We start from the raw sequence: 19,895 nt of genomic DNA, 5'->3' as shown, positions 1-19,895 counted from the left end.
GCGCGGGCGGGCGGCGAGCGCGAGGTCCGAAAAGCGCCAGCGCCGGCCACGCGCGCGCGTGAGGCTGGCTCCATGACCACCACCTACACCGCACGGCCCATCCCGCCCGCCGCCCTCGCCGAGCTCCGCCGGACCGATGACGCGGGGCGGCCCTGCGTACCGTTCACGGCGACCGGCGACCCGGTCGGGAGCCCCTTGCGCTGCTGCCTGCGGCCACTGGAGGAAGGCGAGCGGGTCGCGCTCGTCTCGTACGCGCCGCTGCGCCGCTGGGCGGCGGAGACCGGCGCGGAGCCGGGGGCGTACGACGAACAGGGGCCGGTCTTCATCCACGCCGGGGCCGGGGACTGCGCGGGTCCGGACCCGGACCCGAAGGCGTACCCCTTCGACCGGCCGGGCGCGCTGCGCACCCTGCGCCGTTACGACGAGCGCGGCTGGATCGTCGGCGGGCGGCTCCTGGAGATCCCCGAGGAGCCGACCGAGGGCTTCGGCCAGGCGTTCGCGGAGGCCTTCGCGGACCCGGCGGTCGTCCTCGTGCACGTACGGGCCGTGGAGTACGGCTGCTTCCACTACGAGGTGCGGCGCCCCAGGTAGCCGGCGAGGGCGTCACGTTCGCGCCGGAGGTCGTCGATGAGCTCGTCCTTGACCATCAGCTCCTGCCCGAGGACCTCTTGGAGATCGACGCAGAGCTCGATCTCCGGGCGCTCGCCGCGGGCGCACGGCAGCACGTCACGGATCACGTCCGTGGACAGCCCGGCGCCCAGCAGGGCGCGCACCTGGCGCACGGTGAGGACCGCGTCCTCGTCGTACTCCCGGTAGCCGTTGGCGCCACGGCGGGCGGTGAGCAGGCCCTGGGCCTCGTAGTAGCGCAGGGACCGCGCGCTGACGCCCGTACGCCGTGACAACTCCCCGATCAGCAACTGCGCCTCCTCGCCGTGTGCGGGCCTTGACCTTTCCACCGGTGTCAAGGCTTAACGTCCCGCGCATGAGCGCTGATTCCACACCGATCTCTGCCTCCCCCTACGTCACCGAACTGGACGGCCGCCCCGCCACCGCCGCCGACCTGGCGCCGCTCGCCTTCGCCGGGTACGCCCACTTCACGGCGGCGCAGGTACGGGACCGGCGGATCCGGGGCCTCGACCTGCACCTGGAGCGCCTGCGGGCCGCGTCGCTCACCCTCTTCGGGCGGGCCGTGCCCGACGAGGAGGTGCGCGGCCGGCTGCGTACGGCGCTGGCGGCGGGCCCCGCGGACGTCTCGGTGACGGTCACCGTGTACTCCCCGGAAGGCGAGTTCACCGCACGGGCCCACCCCTCCGCCGCCCCGCGCCTCCTCGTCCGCACCGGCCCGCCCGCCACCGGGCCCGAGGGGCCGCTCGCCCTGGCGCTCGTCCCGCACGAGCGCGTGCTGCCCGAGGTGAAGCACGTCGGCGAGATCGCCAAGACGCTCCTGCTGCGCCGCGCGGTCGCCGACGGCTTCGACGACGCCGCGTTCCTGGACGGCGAGGGGCGGCTGAGCGAGGCCACGATCTGGAACCTGGTGTTCTGGGACGGCACTTCGGTGCTGTGGCCCCAGGCCGCGATGCTGACCGGCACGACGATGTCCGCCGTCCGCCGCCGCCTCACCGCCCTGGGCGTCCCCCAGCGCACCACCCCGATCACCCCGTCCGACCTGCCCGCCCTCGCGGGCGCCGCCGTCATGAACTCCTGGACCCCGGGCATCCCCGTCCACCGCCTGGGCCCCGTCACCCTGCCCCCGGCCCCGGACTTCCTGCGCCTGTTGCACGACGCGTACGAGACGGAGGCGTGGGTGGCGCCGTGAGGGGCCGGGGTCGCTACGGGTACTGCCCGGCCTCGTCGACGATGCCCCTGCTGACGAGGGCGACGGAGGTGACCGTGGTGCCGGCCTTGCCCCAGGCGCCGTCCCTGAGGAGGACCGTGCGCTCGCCCAGCAAGCGGGCCGTGTTCTTGTCGAAGATCCACTCGGTGCGTTCGCCGTCGTGCACCCGGGCCACGGCGACGCCGTGGCGTCCTGCGGCGTCCACGGCATCGGGGACGACATCGACTCCGGGGACGAGAGCGGCGGCGCGGTAGAGCGCGGCAGCGGTCGCGGGGGGAGTGACCCCGTTGCGCAGAAGGTCGCCGATCGTGACGAAGGCTTCCTGGTCCGGTCCCGTTGTGGAGTCCGAACCGGCGCCGTGGTTCTTCTCGGCGTCGTCGCGGATCCGCTTCAGCAGAGCCTCGGGATCGGTCGGCAGGGCGGCCAGGAAGTCGTACGTGGGTGCGTTCAGATTTCCTCTGCCCGGGGTGTGCGGCAGCAAGGTGTCCTTGCCGTTCCTGCGCTGGAGCGTGCGTTCGCTGCCGTCCACCGATGTCCACTGCTCCATGCCCTCGTTCCGGCGCAGGAGCTCCGTCCGGCCGTCCTCGTTCTCGGACAGCACCGACGTGTGACCGACCGTCTTGACGTACGCGTACTGGCCGGCACGTACCTTCGCCGGCACCGTCGTACCGGCGGCCAGAGCAGCCCTCTCCAACAGCTGGACGGACGCCGCCGAGGCGGACGGCACGTGGGGCGGAGCGCCGGTGGGTCCGGAGCCGAGGCCGAGAACGGCGACGGTCGCACCGACGGCCACGGTCGTGCCCAGGACCAGCGCCAGGCGCCGCCTCGGTCGTGATGCCGGGTGGGCGGTGGGCCGGGCTCGTGTCTGCCGGTCGATCTCGTTCAGCAGGTGGCGGCGGCGGGCCTCGAAGCGGTCGGGTGCCGGCTCCGGGTGGACGGGCGGCGGCAGCACCCGGCTCGCCTGCAGTCGCTCGGCCTGTTCTCGCTGCGCCGGATTCATCGTGTCCCCCTCCTGTGGGAAGCGCGGGCCGCGGCCGCCCCGCCGCCGGGTATGTGTCCGCCGCCGGTCTCCGGTTCCACCCGACGCGGCGGCTGTTCCGCCAACTCCGCCTCCACGAGCCCGCGCAGCTTCTCCCTGGCCCGCGAGAGCCGGGAGCGCACGGTGCCGATGGGGATTCCCATCGCTTCGGCCGCCGCCGCGTAGCCCAGACCGGACCAGACGACCAGCGTGAAGACCTCGCGCTCGGTCCGTCTCAGGCGCCGCAGCGCACGGGCCACGGCGGCCAGCCGCTGGGCGTCGGCCATCTGCCCGACCACCTCGTCGGAAAAGTCGGGCGACGCCTCGGGTGGCGGCAGACGGGCCATCGCCTCTCGATGCCGGCGGGCGGCTCGGGCGGTGTTGCGCAGCACGTTGGTCGCGATGCCCAGCAGCCATGCCCGGACATTGCCGACCTCGTCGCGCAGTTTGTCGCGTAACCGCCACGCCTCCAGAAAGGTGAGGGACATGACGTCCTCGGCGAGAGCCCGGTCGCCGCTCGTCCGGACGGCATGGGCGTAGACGGCGCGCGCGTGCGCGTCGAAGATCTCGGCGAACGCCGCCCGATCGCCGGAGCGGATCCGTTCATTCAAGGGGGACTCCACACCCAGCAAGTGTCCGCAGGTCCCCACCGGTTCCACTTTTCTCCCGACCATGACAGAGATCGACGGAAACGGGGCCCAGCCGTCCCGGCGGCCGGTCACGGAAGAGCACGTCAGGCGTCGGCGGACCGGCCGATCGCCTGGTGACACGGAGGCTCAGCGGTGGCTCCGAAGCCGTGCTCCGAAGCCGTTGCGCGACTCACTCGTCGCCGAACACCGCCACCGCCTCCCGCACGTCCGGGTCCGGGTCGGCCGCCAGCCGGGCCAGGGCGGCGGCGGCCTCGGGGGTCTCGCGGTGGGCCAGGCCCTCGACGACCGCCTCGCGGACCGCTGGGGAGGGGTCGGTGGACAGGGCCGCCAGGAGGCTCGCCGCCTCGGGGGTCGGGCGGTAGGCCAGGTGCTCGGTCACCGAGCGGCGTACGTCGGGTTCGGGGGCGGCTGCCAACTCCCCCAGAAGCGCGTCCACTCCGGGTGTCGACCAGCGGGCCACCGCCGTCGCGAGGGCCGTGCGGACGGCGGGGTCCGGGTGGGCGGCGAGCGGGAGGAGGCGGAGGAGGGGGCCGCGGCGGCGGAGCCCGTAGCTCTGCAGGGTCTCGCGCAGGGACGCGGTGTCGTCCCGGGCCATCGCCCGCTCCAGGCGGGCCAGCAGGACCCGCGGCGGGGGCGGCGGGCCGTCCAGGGGGTGCGGGCGGCGGGACCGCAGGCGGCGCGAGCCGTACTCGCCGCGGACCCGGCAGCCGTCGCACGTGCAGGGTGCGACCCCGTGCGCGTCGGGGAAGTACCGCCAGCCGGTGACCTGGTGGACCGACCGTATCTGCCGTACCTCGGCCCGCGCGACCGCCCGCGGCAGGAAGACCTCCCAGCCGCGGGCGTCGTCCAGCGCCCCGATCCGCCGGACCGCCTCGGCGGCCGTCGTCCGGGCCGGTTCCCGGTCGTTGTAGCGCCCGACGGTCACGGGCTCCCCGTCAGGCAGCCGTACGTGCACGGCGACCAGGCCGCGTGACCCCGGACGCCGGGCGAGCTCACGCAGCCACTGGTGGGTGAGCGTGTAGGAGGGGAGCACCGGGAACAGGTACACCCCGCGCCCGGACCGGCCATTGCCGGCCCGCACGCCGCCCCGGCGTATCCGGGCGGCGAGGGCGGCGGGCGTGAGGTGCACGAAGGTGGCCATGCGGCCCGATGGTACGGCCGCTCCGGGCTGCGGGTCCGCGGTCCCGGGCACCGCCCGTGCGCCTCTCCCCGCTCACTGCACGCAGAACTCGTTCCCCTCCGGGTCCCCCATCACCGTCCACGACCCGCCCTGCTCCGCGACCTCCCGCAGCACCGTCGCTCCCAGCGCTTCCAGGCGGGCGACCTCGGCGGTGCGGGTGCCCGGGGCCGTGTGGACGTCGAGGTGGACGCGGTTCTTGACGGTCTTCGGCTCGGGGACGCGCTGGAAGAGGATGCGGTGGCCCAGGCCGGCGTCGCTGTTCGGGTCGTAGGGCTCCTCGGGGTGGCGTACGGCGGCCAGGTCGCGCCAGGCGAGGCGGCCGTCGACGGTGACGGTGGCCTCGGGCGGGGCGGCGCCCGCGTCGAGGAGGCGGCCGATGAAGGCGCTGTGGTCCTCCTGCCGGTAGCCGAGCGCGGCGGCCCAGAAGGCGGCCTGGGCGTGCGGGTCGGACGCGTCGATGACGAGCTTCCAGTGCAGTGCGGTCATGTAACTCTTTATACTGGTTACGTGACCGGAAAGCCCATGACCCTGCGTCATCTCGACGGCCGCGTCTTCTCGTTCGACGCCGGAGCCCTGTGCCTGGAGTTGCTGCTGACCGGTGGCCCGGGACCGGTCGCCGCGCGGTACGAGGTGCTCGACCGGGTCGAGGGGCTGCTCGGCTGGGTGCGCGACTGCCGCCTCGCGCCCGGCGGCCTCGACCGCGAGCTGGCGGTCACGCCGGCCGAACTCCTCGCCGTACGGGAGACCCGCGACGCCCTGTGGCGGCTCGGGCTCGCCCGCGCCGAGGGACGGGCGCTCGCGCCCGAGGACCTCGGCATCGTCAACAAGGCCGCCGCCCTGCCCCCGTTGGTGACCCGGATCGTCCCCGACGGCACGCGCGCGTGGGCGCCCGGCGCGACCGGGACCGGGCTGCTCGGGACGGTCGCCCGGGACGCCGTGGAACTGTTCACCGGCCCGTACGCCGACCGGGTCCGCGTCTGCGGCGCCGACAACTGCGCCCTGCTCTTCGTCGACACCTCCCGCCCGGGGCGCCGCCGCTGGTGCTCCATGGAACGGTGCGGAAACCGGCACAAGGTCCGGGCGCACCGGGCCCGTACCCAGGAGGAGACCGGCAGCGGTTAGTCCTCGTCGGCGGTCGTCGACTCCGGCTTGGTGTGGAGGATCTCGCGGGCCTGTTCGGCGGCGCGGGCGGTGCTCTCCGAGACGAAGTCGAGGAAGCGGGCGACGTTCTCCATGCGCACGGCGGCCGGGGTGCCGGCGCCCAGGACGCCGACGCCCTGGCGGGCGGTCTCGACGACCTGGGCGATCGCCTTCGCGCTGGCCATCATCGACCGGTACCAGATGTCGTCGTCCACGATGTAGCGCTCGCGGCGGCGTTCGTCGCGCTCGCGACGGACCATGCCCTGGCTGTCGAGGAACGTGACGGCCTTGGAGACGGACGCCGGGCTGACCTGAAGGCGCTGGACGAGTTCGGCCGCGGTGAGGCTGCCCGAGTCGGTCAGGGTGAGGCAGGCCATCACGCGGGCCATCATCTTCGGCATGCCCGACGCCATCATGACGGTGGTGAACAGCTCCTCGTACGCGCGCACGGCCTCGGGGTCGCGCCCGTATGCCGGCGGAGGCGCCTGCGTCCCCCGGGGCGCGGCCTGCCTGCGCCGCTGGGCGCGGCGTTCGGTCGCTCGGTGGGCGAGATCGGCGCGGTAGGAGGTCGGTCCGCCGTTGCGCATCACCTCGCGGGTGACGGTCGAGGTCGGACGGTCGAGGCGGCGGGCGATCTCCGCGTAGGCGAGGCCGTCGGCCAGTCCCAGGGCGATCTGCTGGCGCTCGGCCTGGGTGAGTCTGCCTCCCGGCATCGCGGTCTCCTTCATGGTTCCTCAGGTGCCCGCTCAGCATAGCGTTCACGCTCAATTCATTGCAATTGATTACGCTCGGAGCGTTGCGTTATCGACAGGGACGTTGCAACGAATTGTGGGCCGCGACCTGGGGTGATGTGTTTCTTGTGCAACGGTGGTGTTGCCGGGAACGCGAACGCAACGTAGCGTTTCTATTGTCGGAAACGACGCCTGACGCCGAGCACCACACACCACAGGAGAGCAGCATCATGCAGAAGTTCCAGACCCCCGCCCCGGTCGCCGCCGTCCTCGCCGTTCCCGCCGGACGCCTCCGGTTCATCGCCGCCGACCGCACCGACACCACGGTCGAGATCCTGCCCGCCGACGCCTCCAAGAGCCGCGACGTGAAGGCCGCCGAGCAGATCGCGGTCACCTGCACCGACGGCGTCCTGCGCATCGAGGCCCCCGAGCCGAAGCACCGGCTCATCGGCACCTCCGGAGCCGTCGAGGTCACCGTCCAGCTGCCCGCCGGCTCGACCGTCGAGGGCAAGGCGGCCGCCGCCGAGCTGCGCGGCGTCGGGCGCCTCGGCGACGTGGCCTTCGAGGGTGCCTACCACCACATCAAGATCGACGAGGCCGCGAGCGTCCGGCTCACCGCGGTCGAGGGCGACATCACGATCGGCCGGCTCGGCGGCCCGGCCGAGATCAGCACCGCGCACGGCGACATCCGCGTCGACGAGGCCGTGCGCGGCACCGTCACCCTGCGCACCGACAAGGGTGACATCACCGTCGGCGCCGCCGCCGGCGTCTCCGCCTCCCTGGACGCCGGCACCGGCTACGGCCGGGTCAGCAACTCCCTGAAGAGCGACGGCGCCGCCGACCTGGCCGTCCACGCGACCACCTCGTACGGCGACATCACCGCCCGCAGCCTCTGAACGCCCACCCTCCCGTCAAGGAGCGCACCGCCCTGTCCGACATCCACGTCCACGCCCACACCGACGGCCGGCAGGCCGACCCGAGCTGCGGAAGGCCCTGAACCGCGTCGACGACGCGGGCATGTCCCTGGCCGAGCCGTTCCCGAAGGCCACGCGGAACCTCGTCGGGGCGGTGTCCGGCTGACGCCGGGTTCGGCTGAAGTGGGCGGCGGTGCTCAGCCGAACGCGGGCGCGCCGCGCCGCACCGGCACTGCCTCCCGTACCTCCTGCGCGGCGGCCGCCTCCTTCGCGGCGGCCGCCTCGCGCGCGTCGTACGCCTCCCGGGCCGCCGCGATCTCCCTCTGGTGCTGCTCGGTCCAGGTCACCAGCGAACGGATCGTGGTGTGCAAGGTCCCGCCCAGCGGCGTCAGTTCGTACTCCACGCGCGGCGGCACCACCGGGTGCACCGTCCGCTTGACCAGGCCGTCGCGCTCCAGCTGGCGCAGCGTCACGGTCAGCATGCGCTGGCTGATGCCGTCGATCTCCCGGCGCAACTCCGTGAAGCGCAGCGTGCGTTGGTCGAGCAGGGCGATGACGAGCAGCGACCACTTGTCCGCGACCCGGTCGAGGATCTGCCGTACCTCGCAGTCCTCCCGGGTGTCCCACTGGAAGGGATCCGTGTCCGGGGAGCTCACCTCGGTACCCGCGCAGTGACTCGGTGACTTCGAAGTGCCTTCTTCCATGGCACCCGATGCTCCCGCAGGATGCAGGTGGTTACAAGAGAGAACCGTCATCTTCTCCGTAACCACCCTCTCCCCAACCTCCCTTGCTCTGGAGACAGTTGTGTCCTTACGCGCCTGGAGCCTGCTTTTCGTCCTCTGCGGAACGATCTTCCTCGAAGGCATCGACGTCGCCATGCTCGCCGTCGCCCTGCCCACGATCCGCGCCGACCTCGACCTCACCACCGGCACCGCCGCCTGGGTGATGTCCGCCTACGTCCTCGGCTACGCCGGTTTCACCCTGCTCGGCGGCCGGGCCGCCGACCTCCTCGGCCGCCGCCGGATGTTCCTCGGCTGGCTCACCGTCTTCCTCCTCTTCTCCGGCCTCGGCGGCTTCGCGGAGGAGGGCTGGATGCTGGTCGTGGCCCGCTTCGTCACCGGTGTCGCCGCCGCCTTCATGACCCCGGCCGCGATGTCGATCATCACCACCTCCTACGCGGAGGGACCCGAACGCAACAAGGCGCTCCTGGTCTTCGCCGGCACCGCCGCCGGTGGCTTCTCGCTCGGCCTCGTCGTCGGCGGGCTGCTCACCACGGCCGGCGGCTGGCGCTGGGTCTTCTTCGCCCCGGTCCTCCTGGCCGCGGTGCTCCTGCCCGCCGCGTTCCGGCTGATCCCGCGCGAGGAGCCGCACGGGGCCGCCGGCTACGACGGGCCCGCTGGCGGTGACCTTGCCTCCTCCTCCGCCGAGCCCGCCGCCCGGCACGACCGGGAGCCGGCCGGGGCCGCACGGGGCGGCTTCGACCGGGGGCCGGCCGGGGCCGCACGGGGCGGCTTCGACCTGCCCGGCGCGCTCACCGCCGCCGGGGCGATGCTCCTGCTCTCGTACGCGATCGTCCGCCTTGAGCACGGCCTCACCGGCTGGCCCGTCACCGCCGGGGCCCTGGCCGCCGGGCTGCTCCTCGCCGCGCTCTTCGTCGCCGTCGAACGCCGGGCCGCCGCCCCGCTCGTCCGCCTCGGCCTGCTGCGCAGCGCCCCGCTCGTCCGCGCCGACCTCGGTGCGCTGCTCTTCGTCGGCGCCTTCTTCGGCTTCCAGTTCGTCGCGACCCTCTTCCTCCAGGAGCTGCGCGGCTGGTCCTCGCTCCAGACCGCCCTCGCCCTGCTGGTGATCGGCTGCGACGCGGTGCTCGCGCCGACGCTGACGCCGCGGCTCGTGGCGCGGTACGGCAACGCCCGGGTGATCCTCGGCGGCTTCCTCCTCGCCGTCCTGGCGTACGCGCTGTTCCTGCCGGTCGGCCCGAACTGGTCGTACGCGGCGATGTTCCCGGCCCTGCTGCTCACCGGCCTGGCCTTCAGCCTCGCCTACGGGCCGCTGACCATCGCCGGTACGGACGGTGTGGCGGAGGAGGAGCAGGGGCTGGCGAGCGGACTGCTCACCACGGCCACCCAGTTCGGTTCGGCCGTGGGCGTCGCGGCGGTGACGGCGGTGTACGGGATCGCGGGCGGCGGCCTCGACGGCTTCCGGGCGGCGCTCGCCGTACCGCTGGTGATGGTGGCGCTGGGTGCGGTGATCACGGCGACGGGGGTACGGGCGAAGACCCCGGCGCAGGGCCCGGCCGGTCTTCCGGACACCGCCGGTCTCCCGGACACCGCGGCGGCCGCCGGGGGCGAGGCACCCGGAGCTGCGACCAAGCTCACGGCCTGAACGGCGCCCTCCGCGCCTAATGTGGAGGGATGAACGATTCGCCCGACTGCCCCCTGGTCGGTGTCGCCGCCACGTACATGCCCCGGCTCTCGGAGTTCTCCTTCGAGCCGGGGCTGGTGGCCGCCGTCGATCAGCACGCGGCGGCCGTGTGCGACGCGCTCATCCCCGCGCAGCGCGGTCCGCGCGACCGGATCCCCGGACCCCGGACCGTCCGCCGCGAGGAACTCGCCGACTACGTGCTCGGCTTCACCGACTGGCTCGCCGAGGTCGACTGGGTCGAGCCCGTCGCCCACGACTTCGCCACCCTGCGCCTGACCGCCGTCTGCTGGCTGATCCGCGAGTACGACCTGCTGGGGGCCTGAGCCGCCACCGGGCGGCCCGTCCCCTCGGCATCGGGTCCGGCGCCGGCAGTCCCATGGGGGCGTCCTTCACATCGCGTCCGTCACATCGGGTCCGTCACATCGGGTCCGTCGGGGGCTCCCGGCGCGGACCCTGGCCGGGCTCCTGGCCCGGAAGCGGCTCCTGGCCCGGCATCTGCTGCTGCCCGGGGCGGCGCTCCATCTGCTCCATCCGCTCCTGCGGGGCGGGCATCCCGCGCTGGGCGTCCTGGCGACCGCGCTGGTAGGCGGAGATCTGGTCCTTGGCGCGGCCGGTCTCGGACTCGGCGGCGGCGAGCCAGCGCTCCCAGCGGGACCGCATCGGGGTGATCAGTCCGCCGCCGACGCCGACGATCACCACACCGGCGATCATGGCGAGGACGGCCGTCAGAACCGGGCCGGTGATCGCGGTGGCGATGCCCGCCTGGCTGAGCGCGGCGATCACACCGAGGGCGACGATGAAGGCCCAGGCCGCCGTCGCGACGACCTTGCCGTACGACATCTGGCCGAGCGCGCCCGTCACGATGTCCCGGACGGCGCGGGCGATGGCCATCGCCACGACGACGATGACGACGGCGACGATCGCCCGGGGCAGCCAGGCGACGATGCCGTTGATCATGACGCTGACCGGGTTGGGGCCGAAGACGCCGAAGGCCAGCTGGAGCGCGATCAGCAGGATCGCGTAGTAGAGGATCTTGGCGATGATGCCGGTGGCGTCGTACTTCGAGCCCTTCAGGGCGTTCGCGGCACCGGAGCGTTCGGCCATCCGCTCGAAGCCGACCTTCCGCAGCAGGCGGTCGGCGACGCGGGCGATGACCTTCGCCACGAACCAGCCGATGAGCAGGATCGCGAGGAAGCCGATGAATTTCGGTACGAACTCGGCGACCGCGGACCAGGCGTCCGTGAAGCCCTTGCCGAAGTCGACCGAGAGGGCGAGGGGCTGCGACATGGCGCGTTCACTCATCTCGGGAGGAGGGGCGGGCCCGCACGGGGAGCGAGCCCCTGGACTCCCTGCGTAACACCGCCCGGTCGCCCTCGCGCGCGGTCAGCGGCCGGGCTGGGCCGATGGAGTGGAAAGCGGGGCGGGATCGGCCGCCGGAGCCGCCGCCGCCGCGTCAACCGCCGCCGCTGCCGTCGCGTCGGCCGTCGGAGCCCCTGCCGCTGCCGCCGCCTCGGCCACCGGAGCCCCTGCCGCTGCCGCCGCCACTTCGGCCGCCGCCACTTCGGCCGCTGCCGCGTCGGCCGCCGCCGCGGCCAGGGCCGCCCGGCTGCGCCGCGCCGTGCGCAGGGCGTCCCAGCTGAGGAGGGACAGGGCCAGCCACACCAGCGAGAAGCCGGCCCAGCGCTCCGGCGGCATCGCCTCGTGGAAGTAGAGGACGCCGAGGAGGAACTGGAAGACCGGGGCCAGGTACTGGAGCAGCCCGATGGTCGACAGCGGCACGCGGATCGCCGCGGCGCCGAAGCAGACCAGCGGCAGCGCCGTCACCAGGCCGGTCGCCGCGAGCAGGGCGGTGTGCCCGGCGCCCTCGGTGGTGAAGGTCGACTCGCCCTGGGCGCCGAGCCAGACGAGGTAGCCGAAGGCGGGCAGGAACTGGACGGCGGTCTCGGCGGCCAGCGACTCCAGGCCGCCGATGTTCACCTTCTTCTTCACCAGCCCGTAGGTGCCGAAGGTGCAGGCGAGCACGAGCGAGATCCACGGCAGGCGTCCGTAACCGACCGCGAGCACGACGACCGCCGCGAGCGCGATGCCGACCGCCGCCCACTGCGCGGGCCGCAGCCGCTCCTTGAGGACCAGCACGCCGAGGGCGATGCTGACGAGCGGGTTGATGAAGTAGCCGAGCGAGGACTCCACGACGTGGCCGGCGTTGACGGCCCAGATGTAGACGCCCCAGTTGACCGTGATGAGACCGGCGGCGAGCGTGATCAGTCCGAGCCGGCGCGGGTCGGCGAGCAGCTCGCGCACCCAGCCCCAGCGGCGCAGCGCGAGCAGGGCGAGGCCGACCACGACGAGCGACCAGACCATCCGGTGGGCGAGGATCTCGACCGCGCCGGCGGGTTCGAGGAGCGGCCAGTAGAGGGGGAAGAGGCCCCAGATGCCATAGGCGGCTATCCCGTAGATCAGCCCTGCTCGTGCCTCGTGCTCCGTCTTCACCGGACCTCCTGCCCTGCCGGCCCTGCGCCGTGCGTCCTGTCGACGGTAGCGCCGCACAGGCCCACCTGTCATGCCCGTATCGCTATACGGTCCTGACCATGCGAAGCCGGTCGTACGGTCCCGGTCATACGGCCCCGGTCGTACCGTCCTCGTCATACGGTCCCGTCATACGGTCCCGGTCGTACGGTCCCGGTCATACGGTCCTGGCCATGACGTGCGAGGCGCGAGGCCGGTAACGCGAAGGCCGCCCTCCCTGAGGAGAGCGGCCGTCCGTAGAGCGGGACCCGGGTCCCGGAGCCGGCGGGGTCAGCCCACCACCGTCCACGTGTCCTTGCCCGTCAGCAGCTGCGCCAGGTCGCCCTTGCCCTGCTGCTCCACCGCCTTCTCCAGCTGCTCTGCCATCAGCGTGTCGTACACCGGACGCTCCACCGACCGGAACACCCCGATGGGCGTCTGGTGCAGGGTGTCGGGGTCGGCGAGGCGGGAGAGGGCGAAGGCCGTGGTGGGGGAGTCGGCGTGGGCGTCGTGGACCAGGATCCGGTCCTCGTTGTCCGCCGTCACGGTGACGACCTTCAGGTCGCCGGTGGCCGGGTCGCGGACGACGCCCTTGTCGAGCTCGGCGCCGAAGCGGATCGGCTGCCCGTGCTCCAGGCGGATGACCGCCTCCTTGGCCTGGTCCTTGTCCTTGAGGACCTCGAAGGCGCCGTCGTTGAAGATGTTGCAGTTCTGGTAGATCTCCACCAGGGCGGTGCCGTTGTGCTCGGCGGCCTGGCGCAGCACCTCCGTGAGGTGCTTGCGGTCGGAGTCCACGGTCCGCGCCACGAACGACGCCTCCGCGCCGAGCGCCAGCGAGACCGGGTTGAAGGGCGCGTCGAGCGAGCCCATCGGGGTCGACTTGGTGACCTTGCCGAGCTCCGAGGTGGGGCTGTACTGGCCCTTGGTGAGGCCGTAGATCCGGTTGTTGAACAGCAGGATCTTCACGTTGACGTTGCGGCGCAGTGCGTGGATGAGGTGGTTGCCGCCGATGGACAGCGCGTCGCCGTCACCGGTGACCACCCACACCGACAGGTCGCGGCGCGAGGTCGCGAGGCCGGTGGCGATGGCCGGCGCGCGGCCGTGGATGGAGTGCATCCCGTAGGTGTTCATGTAGTACGGGAAGCGGGAGGAGCAGCCGATGCCGGAGACGAAGACGATGTTCTCCTTCGCCAGGCCGAGCTCGGGCAGGAAGCCCTGGACGGCGGCGAGGACGGCGTAGTCGCCGCAGCCGGGGCACCAGCGCACCTCCTGGTCGGACTTGAAGTCCTTCATCGACTGGGCGGCGTCCGCCTTGGGCACGAGCTGCAGGAGCGACTCACTCATCGATGGCCTCCTTCAGAGCGGCTGCGAGCTGCTCGGCCTTGAACGGCATGCCGTTGACCTGGGTGTGGCTGCGGGCGTCGACGAGGTACTTCGCCCGGACGAGGGTGGCGAGCTGGCCCAGGTTCATCTCGGGCACGACCACCTTCTCGTAGCGCCGCAGCACCTCCCCGAGGTTCTTCGGGAAGGGGTTGAGGTGGCGCAGGTGGGTCTGCGCGATGGGGTGACCGGCGGCCCGCAGCCGGCGTACGGCGGCGGTGATCGGCCCGTAGGTCGAGCCCCAGCCGAGGACGAGGGTCCGCGCGCCGTCCGGGTCGTCGACCTCGACGTCGGGCACCTCGATGCCGTCGACCTTGGCCTGCCGGGTGCGGACCATGAAGTCGTGGTTGGCCGGGTCGTAGCTGATGTTGCCGGTGCCGTCCTGCTTCTCGATGCCGCCGATGCGGTGTTCGAGGCCGGGGGTGCCGGGCAGGGCCCAGGGCCGGGCGAGGGTCTGCGGGTCGCGCTTGTACGGCCAGAAGACCTCGGTGCCGTCGGCGAGGGTGTGGTTCGGGCCGGTGGCGAAGGGTGTGGTGAGGTCGGGGAGTTCGTCGACCTCCGGGATCCGCCAGGGCTCGGAGCCGTTGGCGAGGTATCCGTCGGACAGCAGCAGGACCGGGGTGCGGTAGGTGAGCGCGATCCGGGCCGCGTCGAGTGCCGCGTCGAAGCAGTCGGCGGGCGTGCGCGGGGCGACGACGGGCACCGGGGCCTCGCCGTTGCGCCCGTACATGGCCTGGAGCAGGTCGGCCTGCTCGGTCTTGGTGGGCAGACCCGTGGACGGGCCGCCGCGCTGGATGTCGACGATGAGCAGCGGCAGTTCGAGGGAGACGGCGAGGCCGATCGTCTCGGACTTGAGCGCCACGCCGGGGCCACTGGTGGTGGTGACGGCGAGCGAGCCGCCGAAGGCGGCGCCGAGCGCCGCGCCGATGCCGGCGATCTCGTCCTCGGCCTGGAAGGTGCGCACGCCGAAGTTCTTGTGCCGGCTCAGCTCGTGCAGGATGTCCGAGGCCGGCGTGATCGGGTACGAGCCGAGGTAGAGCGGCAGGTCCGCCTGGCGGGCGGCGGCGATCAGACCGTAGGACAGGGCCAGGTTCCCGGAGATGTTGCGGTACGTGCCGGTGGGGAAGGCCCGGGTCGCGGGGGCGACCTCGTAGGAGACGGCGAAGTCCTCGGTGGTCTCGCCGAAGTTCCAGCCGGCCCGGAACGCGGCCACGTTCGCCTCGGCGATCTCGGGCTTCTTCGCGAACTTCTGGCGCAGGAAGGTCTCGGTGCCCTCGGTGGGCCGGTGGTACATCCAGGAGAGCAGTCCGAGCGCGAACATGTTCTTGGAGCGCTCGGCCTCCTTGCGGGAGAGCCCGAAGTCCTTCAGGGCCTCGACCGTCAGCGTGGTCAGCGGCACCGGATGGACCTGGTAGCCGTCGAGCGAGCCGTCCTCCAGCGGGGACGTCTCGTAGCCGACCTTCGCCATGGCCCGCTTGGCGAACTCGTCGGTGTTGACGATGATCTCGCCGCCGCGCGGCACGTCCCCGATGTTGGCCTTCAGTGCGGCCGGGTTCATCGCGACCAGCACGTTCGGGGCGTCGCCCGGGGTCAGGATGTCGTGGTCGGCGAAGTGCAGCTGGAACGAGGACACGCCCGGCAGGGTGCCTGCGGGCGCCCGGATCTCGGCCGGGAAGTTGGGCAGCGTGGAGAGGTCGTTCCCGAAGGACGCCGTCTCCGAGGTGAACCGGTCACCCGTGAGCTGCATGCCGTCACCGGAGTCGCCCGCGAAGCGGATGATCACCCGGTCGAGCCGGCGGACTTCCTTCGCGGAGCCGTGATCGGCCGTCGCCGGGGATGTGCGCTGCTCCCCGACCAGGGCCTCACCGGCCTCGCTACTGACCTGGCTGGTCACTGAACTGGACCTCCCTCGCGGAAAGGGTTCTCTCCGTCGAGACGTCACCCGCGGAGAAGGCTCGGGAGACGGCCGGTGGACCCGGTCGTCCCGTGGCCCACCCTACGTCCGTCAGGTGGACCGTCCCGGGACTTCTCGCGTCGTGGACCGCGTTTTGAGACGCCCCGACACGCCCTTTCGTCGTCAATTGTCGCTCTCCGTGAGCCCCCGAGTCCACCGGAGGATCGCGCTCCGCTCATTCTCGGTCACGGAGGGGGACCGGCCCGTGATCAGCGGCGATGGAGCGGCGACCGCGCGTCGCCCGTTCCCCGCCGCCCCGTATCTGACATGGTGTCAGGTACTCAGGAGTTCAGGTAGGTCAACACCGCGAGTACCCGGCGGTGATCCCCGTCACTCGGCGACAGGCCCAGCTTCAGGAAGATGTTCCCGATGTGCTTCTCCACCGCCCCGTCGCTCACCACCAGCTGCTTCGCGATGGCCGAATTCGTACGGCCCTCCGCCATCAGCCCCAGGACCTCACGCTCACGCGGGGTCAGCACCGCCAGCACGTCCTGCTTGCGGCTGCGGCCGAGCAGCTGCGCCACCACCTCCGGATCGAGCGCCGTACCGCCCCTGGCCACCCGCACCACCGCGTCCACGAACTCCCGGACCTCGGCGACCCGGTCCTTCAGGAGATAGCCCACGCCCGTGCTGGATCCGGCCAGCAACTCCGTCGCGTACTGCTCCTCCACGTACTGCGAAAGGACCAGCACCCCGAGTCCCGGATGCTCCTTCCTCAGCCGCACCGCCGCCCGGACGCCCTCGTCCGTGTGCGTCGGCGGCATCCGGACGTCCGCCACCACCACGTCCGGCAGCGCCCCCTCCGCCGCGAGGTCGGACACGGTCTTCACCAGCGCCTCCCCGTCCCCGACCCCGGCGACCACCTGGTGCCCCAGATCGGTCAGCAGACGGGTGAGCCCCTCGCGCAGCAGCACCGAGTCCTCGGCGATGACCACCCGTACGCCCTCTCGGGCCTCCTCCCGGGAGGACCCCCACGCCGCGCCCCTGTCCGGCCCCAAGTCCGTCACGGCCCCTGCCTTTCTGATCGAGCTGAGTGATCCCCAGCATCGCAGCAGAAGGGACGCGGTGGGCGCCGTGAGGGTTCCGGGGCCCTGGTGGCTCAGGCCCGCCAGGGCAGCTCCGCCGTCACCGTCGTCGGGCCGCCCGCCGGCGAGTCGACCGCCAGGACGCCGTCGACCGCGTCCAACCGTTCCGCCAGGCGCGCCAGGCCGCGCCCCGCCCCCGGGGCCGCACCGCCCACGCCGTCGTCCCGCACCTGGAGCATCAGACGGTCCTCGCTCCGCCACACGTCGACCCAGGCCCGCCGGGCTCGCGCGTGCTCGGAGACGTTCCGCAGCAGCTCGGAGACCGTGAAGTAGGCGATGCCCTCGATCGACGCGGCCGGCCGGCCCGGCAGGTCCACCTCCACCGACACCGGGACGGTGCAGCGGGCGGCCACCGCCGAGAGCGCGGCGTCGAGGCCGCGGTCGGTGAGGACGGCCGGGTGGATGCCACGGGCCAGGTCGCGCAGCTCCTGGAGGGCGAGCTTGACCTCGCCGTGCGCCTCGTCGACCATCGCCGCCGCGGCCAGCGGATCCCGCGCCAGCCGCTCCTTCGCCAGGCCCAGATCCATCGCGAGAGCGACGAGCCGGGCCTGGGCGCCGTCGTGCAGGTCGCGCTCGATGCGGCGCAGGTCGGCGGCGGCGGTGTCCACGACCACGCCCCGGTCCGACTCCAGCTCCGTGACCCGGTCGGCCAGCCGCGACGGTCCGAGCAGCCCCGACACCATCAGCCGGTCGACCGCCACCAGGCCCCGCGTCACCCACGGCCAGGCGAGCACGAAGACCAGGCCCACCAGCGAGGTGACGGCGATCTCGAACGGGGAGTCGAGGTAGAGGGCGTGCGTCTCGTCCCCGTACACCTGGAGCCCGTCCTGACCGGCGTACATCGGGAACACCCACTGCCACAGCGGATACGTGAACAGGCCCCAGCCCCACGCCCACAGCGCCACGCCCACGGAGAAGGTGAGGACCGCCCAGGGGAAGTGCGCGAGCGCGTAGAGCAGGTGCCGCCAGGACGCCCCGCTCCTCAGCGTCGCGCCCATCCACGACAGCGCCCCGCCGGTCCGCCCCCGGACCGGCTCCGGCGCCCGCACGTCGAGCCCCAGCAGCCCCCGCGCCCGCGCCCGCTCCACCGCGCCGAACCCCCGGCAGACGGTGAGCGCGCCGGCCAGGACGGGGATGCCGAGGAAGGTCACCAGGAGCCCGGCACCGGCCGAGACGAGGGTGACGGCGAGACAGAAGGACAGGACGCTCAGCGGCAGACCGGTCAGGACGTAGCCGAACTCTCGCCACGTACGCCCCTCGAAGGGCGCGCGGACGGCGGCGGGGGGACGGAGGGAGGCCATCGGGAGTCCGTTTCTCATCCGGGAGGGAGCTGCGGTCAGTACTCCCACCCTCGCGGGAGGGAAGGGGCTTGGACCATGAGGAAGGTGGGCGTCTGCGACCGGGGGTTGTCCCTACCGTGGGGCTCGGGGCGGGGGTCTGGCGGCGTGCTCCGGCCAGGGTGGCTCCCGTCGCGTCGGGCCGGGGGACTACCAGCGTGCTCGGGGAGGGCGGCTCTCCCGCGGCACTCCGGGCAGGGGCCCTCCCGGCGCCGCCGCCGTCGACGGCACCACCGCCCTCCGCCCTCCGCTCTTGGGGCCTACCGGCGTGCTCCGCCCTTCGCCCTTCGCCCTGGGGCCTACCGGCGTGCTCCGCCCTTCGCCCTTCGCCCTGGGGCCTACCGGCGTGCTCCGGCCGTCGGCGGGGTGCGGTCCCGCCAGGGCAGTTCCGCCGTGATCACCGTCGGCCCGCCCGCCGGCGAGTCCACGACGAAGACCCCGTCGACCGCGCCCAGCCGCTCCGCGAGCCCCGCCATCCCCGTACCCCCGCCGCCGTCAGGACGTGCCCCGTCGAGCCGCGCGCCGCCCACGCCGTCGTCGCGGACCTGGAGCATCAGCCGGTCCTTCGCCCGCCACACCTCCACCGAGGCGGAACGGGCCCGCGCGTGCTTGGAGACGTTCTGCAGCAGCTCGGACACGGTGAAGTAGGCGATGCCCTCGATCGCCTCCGCGGGCCGCTCGGCCAGATCGACCGAGACCCGCACCGGGACGGTGCAGCGGGCGGCGATCGAGGAGAGCGCGGCGTCGAGGCCGCGGTCGGTGAGGACGGCCGGGTGGATGCCGCGGGCCAGGTCGCGCAGCTCTTGGAGGGCGAGCTTGACCTCGCCGTGCGCCTCGTCGACCATCGCGGCGGCCGCCTCCGGGTCGTCGAGGAGCTTCTCCTTCGCGAGCCCGAGCCCCATCGCGAGGGCGACGAGCCGGGCCTGGGCGCCGTCGTGCAGGTCGCGCTCGATGCGGCGCAGGTCGGCGGCGGCGGTGTCGACCACCACGCCCCGGTCCGACTCCAGCTCGGCGATCCGCCGCTCCAGTTCGTCGGAGGGCGAGAGCAGCCCGCGCACCAGGGCCCGGTCCACGTTGGCGAGCCCGCGCGCCAGGAACGGCAGCACCGGCCACAGCACGAACAGCGACACCAGCGTCACCGTGAAGGTCAGCACCCCCCACGGCAGCCGGATGAACCCGTACAGCTGACTGCGCCAGGCCACCGGGTCCTTGAGGCACGACCACAGCCAGCCGAAGAACCCGTCCCCGCGCGGCAGCCGGCTCGGCTCGTCCACCCGGACACCGAGCAGCCCGCGCGCCCGCGCCCGTTCCGCCCGGGCCATGCCCCGCGCACCGGAGAGGCCGAGCGCGAGCAGCGGCAGGCCGACGACCGTGACCGCGAGGCCCACACCGAGCGAGACGGTCACCACGGAGTACAGGAAACCGGCGAGCGCGCACGGGAGGTCGGCGAGGAGGTGCGCGACCTCCTTCCAGGTGTGCCGGCCCAGGGCGAACCGCGCGGGCGGCAGCGAGGCGTCGGTCCCGGCTTCGGCCCGGGCGTCGGCCCCGGCTCCGGTTCCGGCCTCGGTCCGGGCTTCCCGGGCGTCGGCCCCGGCGTCGGCCCCCGCTTCGGTCCGGGCGTCGGCCCCGGCTGCGGTCCGGGCGTCGGCCCCGGCTGCGGTCCGGGCGTCGGTGGGGGTGTCGGTGCGGCGGTCGCTCATGACCGAAAGACTGCCGGTAGCGGGGCCGGACACGCCATGGGGAAGG

The 19,895-nt window shown here is 73.2% G+C and carries 20 protein-coding genes; 6 read left to right on the top strand and 14 right to left on the bottom strand.

All coding sequences use genetic code 11. The annotated features are described in order from the left end of the window. Positions 1-72: 72 nt before the first annotated feature. The gene (locus tag ABTZ91_RS00535) at positions 73-591 is read left to right on the top strand and encodes a DUF1203 domain-containing protein (protein WP_352074882.1); all 519 of its coding nucleotides are present in this window, start codon (positions 73-75) and stop codon (positions 589-591) included. Here ABTZ91_RS00535 and ABTZ91_RS00530 read toward each other — a convergent pair. Further along, a complete protein-coding gene (locus ABTZ91_RS00530) occupies positions 567-917 on the bottom strand; it encodes a MerR family transcriptional regulator (protein ID WP_352074881.1) in 351 nt (116 codons plus the stop codon). The two genes, ABTZ91_RS00535 and ABTZ91_RS00530, sit on opposite strands and share 25 nt — an antisense overlap. A gap of 65 nt (positions 918-982) precedes the next feature. Between ABTZ91_RS00530 and ABTZ91_RS00525 the strand changes: the two genes are divergently transcribed. Beyond that, entirely contained in the window at positions 983-1,816 is an 834-nt protein-coding gene (locus tag ABTZ91_RS00525; RefSeq protein ID WP_352074880.1) for an aminotransferase class IV family protein, read from the top strand. Positions 1,817-1,829: 13 nt separating this feature from the next. Here ABTZ91_RS00525 and ABTZ91_RS00520 read toward each other — a convergent pair whose 3' ends face one another. From ABTZ91_RS00520 to ABTZ91_RS00505, 4 genes are all read right to left on the bottom strand, one after another. Next, on the bottom strand, positions 1,830-2,834 hold the full coding sequence (locus tag ABTZ91_RS00520; protein WP_352074879.1) for a CU044_5270 family protein: 1,005 nt from the start codon (positions 2,832-2,834) through the stop codon (positions 1,830-1,832). Further along, positions 2,831-3,481 carry an RNA polymerase sigma factor gene (locus ABTZ91_RS00515; RefSeq protein WP_407077880.1) on the bottom strand — a complete coding sequence of 217 codons (651 nt, stop codon included), beginning with the start codon at positions 3,479-3,481 and terminating at the stop codon, positions 2,831-2,833. The genes ABTZ91_RS00520 and ABTZ91_RS00515 overlap by 4 nt, the downstream gene beginning before the upstream one ends. 190 nt (positions 3,482-3,671) lie before the next feature. Further along, entirely contained in the window at positions 3,672-4,643 is a 972-nt protein-coding gene (locus tag ABTZ91_RS00510) for a HEAT repeat domain-containing protein (RefSeq protein ID WP_352074878.1), read from the bottom strand. Between the two features lie 72 nt (positions 4,644-4,715). Further along, positions 4,716-5,168 carry a VOC family protein gene (locus ABTZ91_RS00505; protein WP_352074877.1) on the bottom strand — a complete coding sequence of 151 codons (453 nt, stop codon included), beginning with the start codon at positions 5,166-5,168 and terminating at the stop codon, positions 4,716-4,718. 36 nt (positions 5,169-5,204) lie between these two features. Here ABTZ91_RS00505 and ABTZ91_RS00500 point away from each other — a divergent pair, with 36 nt between their 5' ends. Beyond that, positions 5,205-5,804, top strand: coding sequence for an ABATE domain-containing protein (locus ABTZ91_RS00500; RefSeq protein WP_352075263.1), 600 nt, complete (start codon positions 5,205-5,207; stop codon positions 5,802-5,804). On the opposite strand, the gene ABTZ91_RS00495 is transcribed toward ABTZ91_RS00500, so the two are convergent. Next, positions 5,801-6,535 (bottom strand): helix-turn-helix domain-containing protein, encoded by a 735-nt coding sequence (locus ABTZ91_RS00495; RefSeq protein ID WP_352074876.1) that lies wholly within the window; start codon positions 6,533-6,535, stop codon positions 5,801-5,803. The two genes, ABTZ91_RS00500 and ABTZ91_RS00495, sit on opposite strands and share 4 nt — an antisense overlap. A gap of 248 nt (positions 6,536-6,783) precedes the next feature. Between ABTZ91_RS00495 and ABTZ91_RS00490 the strand changes: the two genes are divergently transcribed. After that, positions 6,784-7,449 (top strand): DUF4097 family beta strand repeat-containing protein, encoded by a 666-nt coding sequence (locus tag ABTZ91_RS00490; protein WP_352074875.1) that lies wholly within the window; start codon positions 6,784-6,786, stop codon positions 7,447-7,449. A gap of 215 nt (positions 7,450-7,664) precedes the next feature. Here the strand turns inward: ABTZ91_RS00490 and ABTZ91_RS00485 are convergent, their stop codons facing one another. Further along, positions 7,665-8,171, bottom strand: coding sequence for a helix-turn-helix domain-containing protein (locus ABTZ91_RS00485; protein ID WP_352074874.1), 507 nt, complete (start codon positions 8,169-8,171; stop codon positions 7,665-7,667). Positions 8,172-8,271: 100 nt separating this feature from the next. Here ABTZ91_RS00485 and ABTZ91_RS00480 point away from each other — a divergent pair, with 100 nt between their 5' ends. Together ABTZ91_RS00480 and ABTZ91_RS00475 are read left to right on the top strand one after the other, a co-directional pair. Beyond that, on the top strand, positions 8,272-9,849 hold the full coding sequence (locus ABTZ91_RS00480; RefSeq protein WP_352074873.1) for an MFS transporter: 1,578 nt from the start codon (positions 8,272-8,274) through the stop codon (positions 9,847-9,849). A 29-nt stretch (positions 9,850-9,878) separates the two neighbouring features. Beyond that, positions 9,879-10,211 carry a DUF6401 family natural product biosynthesis protein gene (locus ABTZ91_RS00475; protein WP_352074872.1) on the top strand — a complete coding sequence of 111 codons (333 nt, stop codon included), beginning with the start codon at positions 9,879-9,881 and terminating at the stop codon, positions 10,209-10,211. Between the two features lie 94 nt (positions 10,212-10,305). On the opposite strand, the gene ABTZ91_RS00470 is transcribed toward ABTZ91_RS00475, so the two are convergent. The 7 genes from ABTZ91_RS00470 to ABTZ91_RS00440 all read right to left on the bottom strand — a co-directional run bounded on the left by ABTZ91_RS00470 (position 10,306) and on the right by ABTZ91_RS00440 (position 19,849). Next, positions 10,306-11,175 (bottom strand): mechanosensitive ion channel family protein, encoded by an 870-nt coding sequence (locus ABTZ91_RS00470; RefSeq protein ID WP_352075262.1) that lies wholly within the window; start codon positions 11,173-11,175, stop codon positions 10,306-10,308. Positions 11,176-11,271: 96 nt separating this feature from the next. Next, entirely contained in the window at positions 11,272-12,378 is a 1,107-nt protein-coding gene (gene rarD / locus ABTZ91_RS00465; RefSeq protein ID WP_352074871.1) for an EamA family transporter RarD, read from the bottom strand. A gap of 306 nt (positions 12,379-12,684) precedes the next feature. Continuing rightward, entirely contained in the window at positions 12,685-13,737 is a 1,053-nt protein-coding gene (locus tag ABTZ91_RS00460) for a 2-oxoacid:ferredoxin oxidoreductase subunit beta (RefSeq protein ID WP_352074870.1), read from the bottom strand. Beyond that, a complete protein-coding gene (locus ABTZ91_RS00455) occupies positions 13,730-15,667 on the bottom strand; it encodes a 2-oxoacid:acceptor oxidoreductase subunit alpha (RefSeq protein WP_352074869.1) in 1,938 nt (645 codons plus the stop codon). Before ABTZ91_RS00455 ends, ABTZ91_RS00460 begins: the two co-directional genes overlap by 8 nt. Before the next feature lie 341 nt (positions 15,668-16,008). Then, on the bottom strand, positions 16,009-16,662 hold the full coding sequence (locus tag ABTZ91_RS00450; RefSeq protein ID WP_352075261.1) for a response regulator transcription factor: 654 nt from the start codon (positions 16,660-16,662) through the stop codon (positions 16,009-16,011). A 164-nt stretch (positions 16,663-16,826) separates the two neighbouring features. After that, positions 16,827-18,113, bottom strand: coding sequence for a sensor domain-containing protein (locus tag ABTZ91_RS00445; RefSeq protein ID WP_352074868.1), 1,287 nt, complete (start codon positions 18,111-18,113; stop codon positions 16,827-16,829). Between the two features lie 374 nt (positions 18,114-18,487). After that, a complete protein-coding gene (locus ABTZ91_RS00440; RefSeq protein ID WP_352074867.1) occupies positions 18,488-19,849 on the bottom strand; it encodes a sensor domain-containing protein in 1,362 nt (453 codons plus the stop codon). Positions 19,850-19,895 lie beyond the last annotated feature (46 nt).

This window comes from Streptomyces sp. NPDC126499 (assembly GCF_040302485.1).
Classification (GTDB): Bacteria; Actinomycetota; Actinomycetes; order Streptomycetales; family Streptomycetaceae; genus Streptomyces.
This window is presented reverse-complemented; position numbering and strand designations above follow the sequence as displayed.